The following is a 14,543-nucleotide window of genomic DNA, read 5'->3' on the forward strand; positions in this document are numbered from 1 at the left end:
AACTCCTTGTGCCTTATTTCTGGGGTGCTCTATCTCACAGCTTGTACGATCCGTTCGCTCATCCGCTGGTAACCGTCTCCGTTCGGATGAAAATGGTCGGAAGACAGGTATTTGTCCAAATGACGGTTGAACAGATCAAAGGTCGGAACCAGCGTCATATTGCCGTGACGGTTGATAATATCCATTGCCGCGTTGTTCCAGGAGGTGACTGCCTGATTGCCCGGCACCAGCAAATCCGGAATATCCCCGAACGGATTATATAAACCTATGTAATAGATGTGTGCCTGAGGATTAATCTCCGCGATCCTTTCCAGAATCGAACCTAAGCGGGCTGAGGCTTCCGGCAATGCCGCCAGCAGCGCTTCCGCCGATAGTTCCTCATCCCCGGTAGATTCAGCGCCAGAGCCCGTGCCCGGCGTCGATGCAGGCCCGGCTGTCTCCCCGGCAGGAGCCGGTGCTTCGGCCTGCCCCTTTGTTCCTCCGCCGTTCTGTGCAATCTCCGAACCTCTGAACAGATCATTGCCGCCGATAGAGAGCAGAATTACGTTGGCTTGACGGAGTGCATACTGAACGCCCTCTTCATTTATTCTGTTCTGAAGCACTGCTGTGGTCTGGCCGTTGATGCCCATATTCCCCATTAGCTCCACTGTTCTGCCTTCAGAGGACAACGTTGTGACCGCACGCTTCACAAAACCGTTGCCGGTGTTATCCCCCGTTCCTTTCGCAAGCGAATCTCCCAGGGCCACTATCCTCAGTTCATCTTCCGCTCCATCTTTGAAAGCGGGGGTTTGCTTAGGCAAGGAGGTTAATGGAGCATCCGGAACAGGATTAATAATATCATTGACCGCGTAGATGAATCCGGCCATCAGAATTAGAGTTGCTGCGATGGAAATCACGCTCACACTGCGCCAGGTCCATTTTGATTCATTCAAAGCTATCCCTCCGTTTTGCTTTTGTAACTATGTACATAAACATAATTCTTCTATGCTTAATTTGCAAATACCCAAAACCGCCGGACCTACAGCTTTTTTGTCAAAAATCCAAATCTTTGGGGCAGAAAAACAGAAATCTCGTCCGGCATATCAAGTGAAAACGGCTACGCCGTCCTTTTAAAGGACGGGGTGTTTCAGCGAGAAATAGAAGGATAATATATAGCGTGAAACATATAAATTCTTATATTTCAAAAAAAATCGCCCTCCGAACTGCTCGGAGGGCGATTTGGCTATGAAACTATTTTATTTTCCGATAAACTCCTGTACCCAGTAGTTGTTGTCAAAACCTACACCGATGTAGTTAAAGTTGGCGCTCAGAATGTTGGCGCGGTGCCCCTGGCTGTTCATCCAAGCGGTCATGACTTCTTGCGGTGTTTTCTGCCCCATGGCAATGTTCTCGCCTGCATAGGAGTAAGTGACTCCAAAAGATTTCATCATATCAAACGGTGAGCCATAGGTTGGCGAAGTATGAGAAAAATAATTATTGACACGCATATCGGTTGCTTTGGCTCCCGCCACTTTATTCAGACTTTCAAGCGCGGTCACCGGGGACAATCCGGCTGTGGCCCGTTCCTTGTTCACCAGTGCTACCACTTGGGCGATATAGGACGATTTGCTGTTTGTTTGTGCCGAACCTGTAGTAGCAGGTTTCGCTGTCGCAGCAGGTTTTGCCGTAGGTGCTGGCGTTGCTGCCGGTGCTGCTGTAGGGGCTGGCGTTGCTGCCGGTGCTGCTGCCGGAGCAGCCGATTGCTGGCCGCCCGTTTGCGGATTCACTACAACCGTTTTGCCATTCACGATCACTTTGTAGCCTTGCAGGTTATATTGGTTCAGGAATTGCAGGAATTGTGCATAGTTGCTGTCAGATTGCAGGCCAGCCTGATTCGGGGCTGCTTTGGCCTCCATTGGAATAGAAATGCTAAGCGCCATAACAGCTGCCACACTTCCGCCTATCATTGCTCTCAAAGTCTTGCTCTTCATTCTGCCATCTCCTTAGTTCTTGTTGTATATTGCTATGAGGGTCAGCGACAAAGATTACAAAAATGTAATTTGTTCCTCAGTCATTGTAGCATAATTCTCTCAGCTGTGCGCTTCTAATTTTTTACAGTGATAGATGGTAGAAAGGGCGAGCTTGTCGGACAGACAGCCGGTTTATACAGTCACACTAAAAAACGGCAACCCCATCCCTTTTCAGGAACAGTGCTGCCGTTTCTTTATAAATCTATATTGGACTTGCTGGAGGTTTAGTGATAAGACTGCCAGAAATCCCCTTCTGTCGATATCAGCCCCATGATCTCTGCATATGGAATACGGAAGGTTGGGAAACCTGCGGCATAGGGAGCAATTTCATAGGGAGTAAAGTATAGATAAAGTGCCTCTTCATCTACAAAAAAAGGCTGGTTGGCCGTGATTCCCTTGTAAGTATCAGGAAATACATAATCATACTGCGGGTCGTTCTCAATCTGTTTGCCGACAATTTCACTGAGCTTTGCCACATATTTGCTGCCCGGCTTGAATAAATCGCCCAGCTTATAGAAGCGGCCGCTGCGCAGGTTGATAGGGGTATAGATTCTGGTAGGCATGCCATGGGCGGCCCCGAAGGGGAAATGGTACCCGTTCAATTCCAGCACCAGCAGATTCTTGCGGAAAAAGGACACTGCAAAATCGCCGTTGTAGCTGAAGTCCTGCGAGAGTTCGCCGCTCCCGACACCTTCGGCCAGGGACAGCTTCTGCAGTCTTTCATTCACATCTCTTGCAACCTCCGAGCTGGCGATGCCCTCCACTACCGGATAATATACCAGGTAATCCCGGTTCGGCTTGTATTTCTTCTCCAGTACGGAATACGGCGGCCGAAGCGGGATGATACCGCTCTGTCTCCAGACCTGCTCCCCCTTGCGGTCATAGTAGGCTGTGCGCTGATCCACATCGGCTCTGATCAGGCGGCCGCTGAAGGACAGGGTTCCGGTGCCTTGGATAACAGGCGGCTGTGCGGCCTTTTGGCCGCTTAGGTCGATAAAAAATGTCGCCTTATCATCATAAGCCGAAGCCAGGCCCTGCTGGTAATTGTTCACTCCCAGCAAGCCAAGATTGCTGAGGATTCTTCCCGTTGCCGCATCCGCAATGGCATAGCGGGAACCGCGGTAAGGCTGGCTCGCATATTGCGGTGTCCCCAGTGCAACCCTGTTATCGCCAAGCTGCTGCACTTCGTAATAGTTGGCGGGAATCACCCTTCTGCCCTGTGGGTCGATCAACCCGTAGGCATTGCCATAATCAGCTGCGGTATTCACCACCGCTCTGCCTTCGGAGAAAGGCAAAGCCGCTGTGAATTGCGGCTCAATGGCGACGCTTCCGTCTGTGTGAAGATAGCCGTATGCGCCGTTCTCAACCGCCTGATAAGCAAGCAGGCCGTCGCCAGGACTGCCTACGAAAGGATAATTGTACGTATGCAGACGTTGCCCCGCCGGATCAATCAGGGCGAACTCTCCGCTGCGGATTTTGACCAAGGCTGCTGCATTGCTGAAATCGCCGGCATCTTCATACACTGCAGGCAGCACCTCTTTGCCCTGCGGGTCCACGTACCCGTATAACGTCTGTCCCCCGTCCGGCTGTTGTACCGAAAACAATGCGCGCCCGTCATGCAGCGAGTTCAGATAGTCATACCGGGACGAAGTCACCACTTTTCCTTGTTCATCAATCAGCGTGTATCCTGTGTGGTCTGAGACTACGGCCCGCCCTTCGGAAAAAGGAGCAATGAACGAGTAAACCGGCTTTACCCTCTCCCGGCCAGTACTGTCAATGAGTCCGCTGCCGCCTTTGCGCTGGACCACGGCCAGCCCGTTCTCTTGAAAATCCTCGGCATATTCATACCTCGGTTCGATTACGGTACGCCCTTCATCGTCGATATATCCCCACAGCGTGCCATCCTTCAATTTGAAAGGCGCCGGATGCAGCGCAGTCGTCCGCAGCTCAGGGCCTTCCCATTCCGACAGCACAAAAGGAGCCTCTGAAGGTCTGATCGAATAATCTACCCGGTATAACCCCGGCTCCGCAGGAATGCTCACCGACAACTCTTCCCCGGAGCGCAGGAATTCTTCATCCTGCTGGGTCACAAATTCATTCCACCCAATACCATCCCATCTCCATACCTCGGCCTGTACCAAGCCGCTATCCTGCCCGCTGCCCGGCTCGTTCAATCGTATCCTCAGCATCCAGTTGCTCCCCTTTACCCTAAGGCTTATGCCTACAGGATATGGGCGAAGGCGGATTTATGTGCGGGCTGCAGGAACTTGCCAGGCCCCTTATGAGCATGCGGTTACTTCTTCCATACAGCGGCGTATTTCTTACGGTACTTCAGGTCCTCTTCCGCTTCGATCAGCGAAAGGGCGAGCTGCCGGACCTCTTCGTCCGGTGCGGCTTCATACAGCTTGCGCAGGCTCTCTATAATGTCAAAGCGGAGCAGCGTACCGTTCCCCTCCCCGGCACACTCCGCATAACGGCCGGCAAGCTCATGCAGCACCTGTTGCTTGTGCTTCTGACCCGCCAAGGCGATTCTCCAAACCGACTGCAAAGCATGGCGGGCGGTGACAAACCTCTTGTCGCGGGTAACCTCCAGCAGGGCAGGCAAATCCTGCAGAATTCTGCCTTCGGGGTCACTGATCGCGAGACCGCACAGGAACTGGGCCGCCCTTGACCGCTGATGGTTGCCGGGATCTGCGAGTTGCGTCTTAAGCTTGTCCCACACCTCATAAGCCCAGTCCACGGGCTCCATCAGAGTGGATTGAATGGCTGTAAAAGCCTCATATTGAAGCTCCTTGTCCGGTGATTCGAGGTTTTTGAAATATCCCTCCATTGTGGAATCCATGGGTGTACCTTCCTTTCCGGATGATGATTCAGTGAATAGCCTTGTCTCCGATTCTGATGAGGTAGGAGGTCAGCTCCTTGATGAGGCCGTTCTTGAAACCGCTGAAACGGTAAATATCGCAGAACCCGTAAGTTGTTACCTTGCCCGAGGTATCCTGCATCTTCATCGTACCATTGACCGCCGCCTCAACTCCATGGGTAATGATATTTGATATCACAACTTCCAGAACAGTCTCGCTTCCACCGCTCCTCATCACCTCCAGAAAAGCTTCCTTTCCTTGAACCGGCTGCTCCCCTACCATGCTCCAGGTAATATCGTCAGTAAGATGCTCTGCCACAAAACCCATGTCCCCGGTGACAAAAGCTTCGTTGAATTCCCGCAAAAACTGTCCCTTTGTTGACATCTGACTTCCTCCCTTATATCAAAATTGTTGTCCATTTACTCTATTCTTTTCCATTATCGCATAGTTCAGCCGGATAAATTTCTTCAGGATTGCTGTGTTGCAGCACAAAGCAGCGATTCTCCAAAGAAGGGGAAAATCGCTGCTTTGTTTACACTTTTTTGAGTTTTAGGAAACCCGGAATACCGGGGTCAGACTCTATTTCTTTGATGAGTATTTCCGCATATCAAACGCAACTGCGGCAATGATAATCAGACCCTTTATAATCAGCTGATAGTACGGGCTGATGCCGATGAAGGTCAGGCCATAGTTGATCAGGGTGAAGATAATAACACCGACTAGAACACCCGGTACAGTACCGATTCCGCCTGTGGTGGATACTCCGCCGACTACGCAAGCCGCAATGGCATCCAGCTCGTACATGTTGCCGTAGTTGTTCGTAGCGCCGCCGGTTCTCGCAGCTTCAAGTACACCGGCCAGACCGTATAGTGAGCCGGCAATGGCATAGATGTAAATCAGGTTTTTGGAGACGTCGATTCCGGAGACTTTGGCAGCCTGGATATTACCCCCGATGGCGTACATGTTTTTGCCCAGCTTGGTTTTGTTGAACACTACCCAGACTATCGCGGCTACGACCAAAGCTATTATGACGATATAGGGTATTGAATACTGGCCGCTGCCTATAAAGCCGGAGCCTATATTGGTAAAGTCAGGACGCAGACCCCCAATAGGCTGGGACTGGTTTGGGTCCATGTCAAAGTACAGGGAGTTTACACCATAGACGATAACCATTGTGCCCAAGGTAGCGATAAAGGGCGGAACATTAAGCTTGGATACGATAATTCCGTTGATAAGTCCACAGATCAGACCGGCCAGAATGGCGAGAACAATAGGAAGAATAAGCCATACTTGCGGCAGATCCGGAAAGAAACGGCGGGAATAATCCGGAATTTGCAGCATGGAGGCGGAGATGACCGCCGTAAATCCGACCACCCGTCCGGCGGACAAATCCGTGCCCGCTGTAATGAGAATAAAGGCAACCCCAAGGGCGATAATGATCCGTGTGGACGATTGAATCATAATATCACGCAGGGTGTTTACGGACATAAAGGCAGGTTCATATATAGCGATACTCATTATAAGCAGTACCAGCACGATGTAAATGGCATTTTGGGTTACAAACGATTGAGCTTTTTTGACATTCATTACTATTCCTCCTTCGTTGTTATGCGAAGCAAACCAGAGTTTGACTACGGGCTTCGCAAAACTTCTTTCCTGGGCTGTAGCGTACTAGTGCTGTGCAGCCAGACGCATGACTTCGGTCTCCGTAGCCGCAGAGCCTTCCAGAATACCGGTTAATCTTCCTTCCGACATCACCATGACACGGTCGGACATTCCGAGCAGCTCCGGCATTTCGGATGAAATCATAATAATGCTTTTGCCCTGCTTCGCCAGGTCGGCAATGATCGAATAAATTTCGAATTTCGCGCCAACATCAATACCGCGCGTCGGCTCATCCAGCAGAAGTACCTCCGGATTCGTAAGCAGCCATCTGGCGAGCAGCACCTTCTGCTGATTGCCGCCGGACAGATTCATTATCAGGGTCTTGGTAGTTGGTGTTTTGGTGCGCAGCTTTTCGATCATTTGATCGACTTCCGCTTTTTTCTTCTTGCCATCAAGCAGCAAATAAGGCTTTTGGTAACGGACCAGATTGGCAATCGCCCCATTCTCGTGGACAGACAATACCGGGAATATCCCGGTTACACGCCGCTCTTCCGTCAGCAGTGCCAATCCATGTTTTTTGGCATCCTCCGGCGAGTTGATTTTGACCTGCTTGCCTTTAATGGAGATGCTTCCCGATTTGATGGCGCGAAGACCAAACAACGCTTCAATCACTTCAGTTCTTTGGGCCCCCACCAGGCCTCCGATCCCCAGAATTTCTCCGCGTCTAAGATCAAAGGACACATCCTTGAACGATCTCGGCTCCGGAGAAGTCAGGCCCTCCACCTTCATAAACACTTCACCCGGCACATTGAAGCGCTCAGGGAAGCGGTTCGTCAGGTCACGGCCGACCATTTTGGAGATAATCAGATCCGTGGTCATTTCCGCTGCCGGCCAGGTGCCGATTTTTTTACCGTCGCGCATGATCGTCACTTCATCGGAGATTTCAAGAATCTCCTCCATTTTGTGAGATATATAAATAATAGCAACGCCTCTTTTTTGCAGATCCCGGATAATCCGGAACAAATGCTCCACTTCTACACTTGTGAGGGAAGAGGTGGGTTCGTCCATGACAATCACACGGGAATGAAAAGAAACGGCCTTCGCGATTTCAATGGATTGGATTTTGGAGACTGACAATTTGCCCACGAGTGTCTCCGGATTCAGATCGAGATCCAGGTCCTTGAACAAATTTTCCGTGTCCGTGTACATCTTTTTATGGTCAATAAATTGAATGGGTCCGAAACCCCTGGTAGGAAACCGGCCCAGCCAGATGTTCTCCATTACACTGCGGAACGGTACAGGATGCAGCTCCTGGTGAATCATCGAGATTCCAAGTCCCAGCGCATCATTGGAGCTGTTAATCGAAGCCTTTTTTCCATCCAGAAAGATCTCACCGGCATCCGGTGAATATATGCCAAACAGACATTTCATCAATGTAGATTTTCCGGCCCCATTCTCGCCCATCAGGGCATGAACTGAACCCGGCCTAACCTTTAAGCTTACGCCATCCAGCGCTTTTACGCCTGGGAATTCTTTGGTGATATTGTTCATTTCGAGCAAAAATTCGCTTTGAGCCATGTTGTTTCGCCCCCTACGCTTTTTTCTTTTTCCATGAGAGGCACAGCGGTTCCATCCTGTTTCCTACCCGTAAGGAATTCCGGGAAGCGGCTTACGCTTCCCGGTAATGACACTGCCTGCTTATTGAGCGTCCGCCACGTTGTCCTTGGTGATTTTTTTATAGGAAATCCATACGTACTGGTTGTCGGTGATGTCAAAACCAACATTGTCTTTGGTTGGGGTTTCGCCTTTGGCAAGCAGCGTTGCCACGGTAATCGCAGCCTTGCCCTGGTTATTGGCATCATTCAGAACCGTACCGAGCATCGTGCCATCCTGCAGGGCCTGAACCGCCGGAGCTGTTGCATCCACGCCTACTACAGGCATATATTTGTCGCCTGTGAAGTAACCGGCCGCTTTCAGAGCTTCGATGGCACCAAGGGCCATATCATCGTTGTTTCCGAGAACGGCTTCAATCTTGTCACCATGCGAGCCGAGGAAGGCCGCCATTTTTTCCTGGCCTTTTACGCGGTCCCACATTGCCGTATCTTCAGCCAGCTTCTCCACCTTGATTCCGGCATCCTCGATCGCTTGAATCGAGTAAGTTGTGCGCAGCTCGGCATCCTGGTGTCCCGGCTCGCCTTTCAGCATTACGTATTGGAGAACACCGTCGCCGTTTTTGTCCGCTTCGGGATGTGCTTTCCAGTAATCGACGATCAGCTGGCCGGACATAGTGCCGGACTCTTCCGCTTTGGCGCCTACATAGTAGACCTTATCCCACTTCTTCATATCTTCAGGCAGCGGTTCACGGTTCAGGAAGACCACGGGAATATTTGCCGTTTTAGCTTTTTCAATAATGACGCCTGCAGCTGTCCGGTCCACCGGATTGATCAGCATACCGTTGTATTTTTTAGTGATGAACAGGTCTACCTTATCATTCTGCGTAGGTTGGGAGTTCTGGCTGTCGACGATATCCACGGTGGCGATGTCTTTTGCTGCACTGTCAATGGAATTACGGACACCCGTCATAAATGTATCGTCGAATTTGTAAATCGCAACCCCCACTTTAGGCATATCTGCAGTTTTTCCCGAGTTTGCTGTATTGGTGGCAGCGCCGCTGTCTGTGTTCGCGGTGTCTTCAGCTTTGTTATTGCCGCCGCAGCCTGCCAGAGCAGCACCCAGCATAGCACTAGCCAGTAAAACGGAAGTTATCTTTTTCATAATCAATTGACCTCCTGATTATTTTTCTTTGTTAGTGTCTCCGGTCGCTCCCGGGCACATCCTTATTATGTCTGATATGAAAACGGTTGCGAATATAAAATCCTCCTCTGTTTTATAAAAATTCTCATATAAAAAAATCGGAGCAAAAAACGCATTCATCAAGTAGAAACGGCTATGCCGTCCTTATAAGGACGGTAACCGTTTCAGCGAGAAATAGAAGGATAATTTATAGTGCGAAGCATATAAATTCTTATATTTAAAAAAAGGATGAACCAGGATCATCCCGTTCACCCTTTAACTCTACCCTTCTCCCTATTTGACAAAAGGAAACAGCAGCTTCTGATTCTCCGGCCACAGCATGTTCTCCAGGTCAATAAGTTTCGTGCCTGTATCCACGCGTTCCGGAACTTTAATCCCTTCTACGATTTCAACGGCATGTTTTACGGCCAAATAGCCATTGCTGAACGGATTCTGGATCACTGTGGCCTGCACCGTTCCATCCTGAAGCATCTCCAGCATGGAGGGCGAGCTGTCGAAAGCGACCATTTTGATGCGGTTTGTTCCCAGGCTCTGGATCACTTTGCCTGCGCCTTGGGAAGCCGTCTCATTCAAAGTGACAATGCCGCGCAAATCGGGATGCTTCAGCAGCATCAGGCGGGTAAGCTCTTCGGCTTCCGCCGTACTGGAAGACGTATATGAAATCTGGACCACATGAACATCCGGATAGCGGGCAACGTAGTTCAGGAAACCTTTCTCCCGCTCATCCGCGTCCCGGGCTCCATAATCAATAACCCCCGTCGCTGCCGTTTCCCCGTTCAGCGCAGTGTTCGTAAAGTTGATAATGCCGATTTCTCCATACCCGTCCAAGAGCTGAATCAGCCTCTCCGCAGACCTTTGACCCGCCTTATAGCCGTTCGAGCCGATATAGGATTTCACTTTAGCCGAGCCGACCTCCGCATCCAGGGAAATGACCGGAATACGGGAGTAGGCTGCCCGGTCTACCACTTGGGCCAGTCCCATATAACTACTCGCCGCCAGAATGATAACATCCGCCTTCTGCTTGATGGAATCCTCCACCATACCGATCTGTTCGTTGATATCACTTTCCGAATCCGGGGCCTTAAAGGTCAGCTTGACGTTGAATTCCCGGGCTGCCGCTTCCGCTCCCAGCTTCACCGTATTCCAGTAGTCTCCCCTGCCCATCTTAACAATCATATGGATGTTGCGCGTCTTGCTCGTGTTGATGTAATCAGGCGACGACTGGAAGCAGGAGGTAACCAGAAGACTCACGGCAACACCTGCCAGCACAACAAGCCACAAACGCCGTCTCCTCATCACGGTGATTCCTCCTTTACTTCCGTCTCGTTCCGGGCGTCTCTTCTAGCCGGGAAGGTAATAGTCACTGTTGTTCCTTCTTCAATTTCACTTTCAAAGGAAAGCCCGTATTCGCGGCCGTAATAGAGCCCAATCCGTTCATTCACATTCTTGACGCCTACGCCTGAACCGCTGCTGCTTTTGCTGCCGGATAAGATCATACCCAGTCTCTCGGGGGACATCCCAAGCCCATTGTCGCTGATGCGGATGACCACAAGCTCGCCTTGCAGCCGGGCATCTATCGAGATCAGTCCTTCATCCGGCATCATTTCAATGCCATGATAGATTGCATTCTCAACCAGCGGCTGCAAAATCAGCTTGATGGTCTGCACCTGCAGCACTTCATCCCGGGCAGTGATTTCATAGCGGAATTTATTCTTGAACCGGAAGCTCTGGATCACGAGATAGTGGCGGATATGGTCCAGCTCTTCCTGTACGGTGATAATGTTGCTTCCCTTGCTCAGACTGATGCGGAAGAACCTCGACAAAGACTGTATCATGGTGATGACCTCGTCCGTTTTGCCGCGCTCCGCAAGTCTTATGACAGAGTTCAGGGTGTTGTACAGGAAATGCGGATTAATCTGCGATTGCAGCACTTCAAGCTCGCCTTTGCGTTTGGTCTCCTGCTCATAAATAATCTGCTCCATCAACTGCCGGATTCTTTGCAGCATCAGGTTGAACCTTTTGGACAGCTGCTCCACCTCATAAGCTCCGCTCACATTAATCGGCGTGTGGAGATCTCCCTCTCCCACGAGCTTCACGGTGCGTTCCAGCTTGCGGATAGGTCTGGCAATACGGGCTGACAGGAGCACGGACACGATAATCACTCCCAGGATGACAGCGGCCAGGAACCAGGCCAGGAATTGATTCAGATCGCGTTTGGTCGTTACAATCTCATCATAATAGGCTACGCCTACAATTTTCCATCCGGTCTGGGGCAACGTACGCACGGTAATAAAACGTTTCTCCCCCGTAGACTCGTCGAGATAGCTGCGGAAAGAATATTCCAGCACCGGCTCCACATTCTCATATTTGAGTCCGGCATAAATAAGCTGCTGCTGAGGGTGATATACGATGTTGCCCAGCGCATCCAAAATGTAGGCATAACCCCGGTTTCCCAGCTTGACCTGCTTGCTGAGCTGGTCAATGGTCCGGAAGTTGAAATCAATCAGCAGAATGCCGGTCTTAAGTTCCCCGTTCTCGCGGTATTGAATCATTTTACTTACGGAAACAACCCAGGTATACTGCCCTTTGAACAAATTCTGGATATGAGGTGCCGAAAAGGCAATGGCAGATGCCCGCTGGGCAGAGGTAAACCAGCTTTGGCTCTCCAGTTGTGTATTCTGGCGCAGCCGCTGGCCGGGAGTCCCCGAGACATAGTGTCCCTGTGGTGTAAAAACGGCCATCGATACCAGATCCTCCCGGCTGCCCATCAGCATGGCCATTCGCTCGGTCAAAAGCGGAGAAGTGATGGAGGAACTGCCCGTAATCTGGGCCTCAGCCGTTTCAAACAAACTACGCATCCCTTTGACATACAAATCCAGATTGTAAGTGACCTGTTCGATGATCTGCTGCATGTTCATATTGGCGTTTTGTTCCGCTGTTGCAGAAAATTTGTTGTACAGCATTAAACTGACGATAATCGCCACCAAGACGGTTATTGCCGTAAAGGTCAACGTGATGATCAGCTGAATGCTTCGCAGCTTGGATGAGAGCCTGACCTTGCCTGCTTCGCGCCGCTGCGGACGCAGCGGAAAAAACCGGGATTTGTTCCGGGGCATCGTTTACCCTCCCCTGGAGCTGTTTTTGTATTCTTTCGGAGATTGCCCGTATTTCTTGCGGAAGCAGAAGCTGAAGTAATTCGGATCGGCAAAGCCGATTTTTTCAGCAATCTCAAAGGCTTTCAGCTCCGTGGAACGCAGCAGCTCCTTGGCCGCTTCAAGGCGGATTTGCAGAAGATAGCTGACGAACGTCATCTTCATTTCTTTTTTGAAAATACTGCTGAAATAACCTGTGCTGATATGCAGCTGCTGGCAGACCTTGCCGATGGAAATATCCGATTCCTCGTAATGGCTGCGGATATATTCCTTTGCCTGGTCGATCAGCTGTTTATAACTGGATTGACGCTCCAGGGCTATTGAATTCATAAGCCGCGTGCACACGGCAATAATCCACTGTTTGGCTTCGCCCATATTGTTGAATTGGTTCATATCCAGCAGTGAATGAATGCCTGAACCGATCAGTCCGCTGGTCTCGCTGCCCGATTCCTTCGCAACCCGCAGGATCGAGGTGATGATCTCCAGCAGGAAGATCTGATAATCTTGTGTGGATACCTGACCGGCATCCAGCCCGCCAAACAGCTCTTCCACTACCTCCTTCAGCTCCTGCACGGTCCCCAGCTTAATGGTACGGATCAGCGATTGCTGTGTCAGCTCGTCATACGCAAGCATTCGGCTCGGACGCGACTCCACGTCCTCAATCCAGATGACCTTATTGTTGCCGAGGATCAGGCGATAGTCTAGTGCCTGCAGCGCATCTTCGAACGATTGAAACAGCAGCGCGGGAGAATCGCAGACGGTTCCGGCACCTGCAGTAATAGTAAGCTTCAGAAATCGCTGGACATTGAGGCGGATTTCTTCAAGGATTTCCAGCGTCTTCCCCGTAATCTCCCCCTTATCACCGGAGGCGCTGACCGAGAGCAGGACCACATCGTCGCGATGAATAAACACCCGTCCAAAAGCGTGCTTCTCCGATATTTCCTCGGCAATATTCAGGACCGCAAACAGCTGCAAATTATGGTCTCCGGTATCCCTCAGAGATACCGGCTGATCGGCGGATTGCTGAGCTTCTCCTGCACCGCGGATATTATCGACCCGGATGACCGAGGACTGGAATCGTTCCCCGGCAAGAATAATCCCGTATTCCGCACTTTTTGCGGCAATTTCGGCTGAAGGGAGTCTGCGGGAAACCAGTGAGGACAAAAACTGCTCCCGCAGTACCGGCAGACTCTTGCGGTAATGCTCGCTTAATACGAACACATTTTCCTTCTCGGCAATTTCGGCTTCCAGCGTCACTTTGACTTTAAGGAGCACATCAATCAGCTCCTGCGAAGAAAACGGTTTCAGAATATACTCGTCAATTTGCAGCTTAATGGCCTGCTGGGCGTATTCAAATTCATCATAGCCGGTCAAAATAATAATTTTGGTGGCAGGATGATGGCTGCGGATCCATTCCGCCAGCTGCAGCCCGTTCATGAACGGCATTTGTATATCCGTCACTACCACATCCGGCAGCAAACGGTCAATCGCTTCTGTCGCTTCCCTGCCGTTCTCCGCCTGATCCACCACTTCAAATCCGTAACGGGCCCAGTCAATCTGCCCGGCCATTCCTTCTCTAACGTCTTCTTCATCTTCTACCAGAATCAGTTTGAACATGTTTCATCCCTCTGTTTCTGTAATTACGGGGCATTCACGGCTGTGCTGTTGGTAATTACAGACATTTTGTGTTGTTGATTCAATCCTTATCCCTTGTGTTTAAAATATTGGGGTGAAATCTACTATAAACTGATTTGAGCCAGATGGCTATAACCAACTTATGACTCAAGAATTTTGCGGAAAGTCTGTAAAGTGGAAGACTTGGGGAAGCAAATGGTGAGCTCGCGCGGTAATGTCCAAGTAACTTACGGGTTGGTCGGAATAGGGTGGGAAGTGGATACAGAGATCGAACTTGAAAAATAAACAAAAAGGGGAAAGTGACAGAGGGGGAGGTCTGAAACTGGATCACAAGTTCAATCTATATAGCGGGAAATACACCCACTAAATCTAACTAAAACACGATATTTTCCGAACTAAAGGGAAAATGTGTACTTCTGTCAATAGAGTGGACACAGTAAAAAGGTCAATTCGCAAGCTTTAGATTA

General features: G+C 50.4%; 11 protein-coding genes. All 11 read right to left on the reverse strand.

The window, feature by feature from the left end; translation table 11 throughout:
• Positions 1-29: 29 nt before the first annotated feature.
• Positions 30-932, reverse strand: coding sequence for a GDSL-type esterase/lipase family protein (locus tag IEY53_RS18585; RefSeq protein ID WP_189027592.1), 903 nt, complete (start codon positions 930-932; stop codon positions 30-32).
• 303 nt (positions 933-1,235) lie between these two features.
• Entirely contained in the window at positions 1,236-1,970 is a 735-nt protein-coding gene (locus tag IEY53_RS18590; protein WP_189027594.1) for a CAP domain-containing protein, read from the reverse strand.
• A gap of 263 nt (positions 1,971-2,233) precedes the next feature.
• Positions 2,234-4,198: a WG repeat-containing protein gene (locus IEY53_RS18595; RefSeq protein WP_189027595.1), complete on the reverse strand. Its 1,965-nt coding sequence runs from the start codon at positions 4,196-4,198 to the stop codon at positions 2,234-2,236.
• Between the two features lie 104 nt (positions 4,199-4,302).
• Positions 4,303-4,851 (reverse strand): hypothetical protein, encoded by a 549-nt coding sequence (locus IEY53_RS18600; protein WP_189027597.1) that lies wholly within the window; start codon positions 4,849-4,851, stop codon positions 4,303-4,305.
• A gap of 28 nt (positions 4,852-4,879) precedes the next feature.
• A complete protein-coding gene (locus IEY53_RS18605; RefSeq protein WP_189027598.1) occupies positions 4,880-5,254 on the reverse strand; it encodes a nuclear transport factor 2 family protein in 375 nt (124 codons plus the stop codon).
• 195 nt (positions 5,255-5,449) lie between these two features.
• On the reverse strand, positions 5,450-6,457 hold the full coding sequence (gene mglC, locus IEY53_RS18610) for a galactose/methyl galactoside ABC transporter permease MglC (protein WP_189027600.1): 1,008 nt from the start codon (positions 6,455-6,457) through the stop codon (positions 5,450-5,452).
• An 84-nt stretch (positions 6,458-6,541) separates the two neighbouring features.
• Complete coding sequence (locus tag IEY53_RS18615) at positions 6,542-8,053, reverse strand: sugar ABC transporter ATP-binding protein (protein WP_189027601.1); 1,512 nt, start codon at positions 8,051-8,053, stop codon at positions 6,542-6,544.
• Positions 8,054-8,173: 120 nt separating this feature from the next.
• Positions 8,174-9,250 (reverse strand): galactose ABC transporter substrate-binding protein, encoded by a 1,077-nt coding sequence (locus tag IEY53_RS18620; protein ID WP_189027602.1) that lies wholly within the window; start codon positions 9,248-9,250, stop codon positions 8,174-8,176.
• Positions 9,251-9,562: 312 nt separating this feature from the next.
• A complete protein-coding gene (locus IEY53_RS18625) occupies positions 9,563-10,585 on the reverse strand; it encodes a substrate-binding domain-containing protein (RefSeq protein WP_189027603.1) in 1,023 nt (340 codons plus the stop codon).
• Positions 10,585-12,405 (reverse strand): sensor histidine kinase, encoded by a 1,821-nt coding sequence (locus IEY53_RS18630; protein WP_189027604.1) that lies wholly within the window; start codon positions 12,403-12,405, stop codon positions 10,585-10,587. The genes IEY53_RS18625 and IEY53_RS18630 overlap by 1 nt, the downstream gene beginning before the upstream one ends.
• Before the next feature lie 3 nt (positions 12,406-12,408).
• Positions 12,409-14,058 carry a response regulator gene (locus tag IEY53_RS18635; RefSeq protein ID WP_189027605.1) on the reverse strand — a complete coding sequence of 550 codons (1,650 nt, stop codon included), beginning with the start codon at positions 14,056-14,058 and terminating at the stop codon, positions 12,409-12,411.
• Between the last annotated feature and the right edge of the window lie 485 nt (positions 14,059-14,543).

This window comes from Paenibacillus albidus (assembly GCF_014644435.1).
GTDB lineage: Bacteria > Bacillota > Bacilli > Paenibacillales > Paenibacillaceae > Paenibacillus_AQ > Paenibacillus_AQ albidus.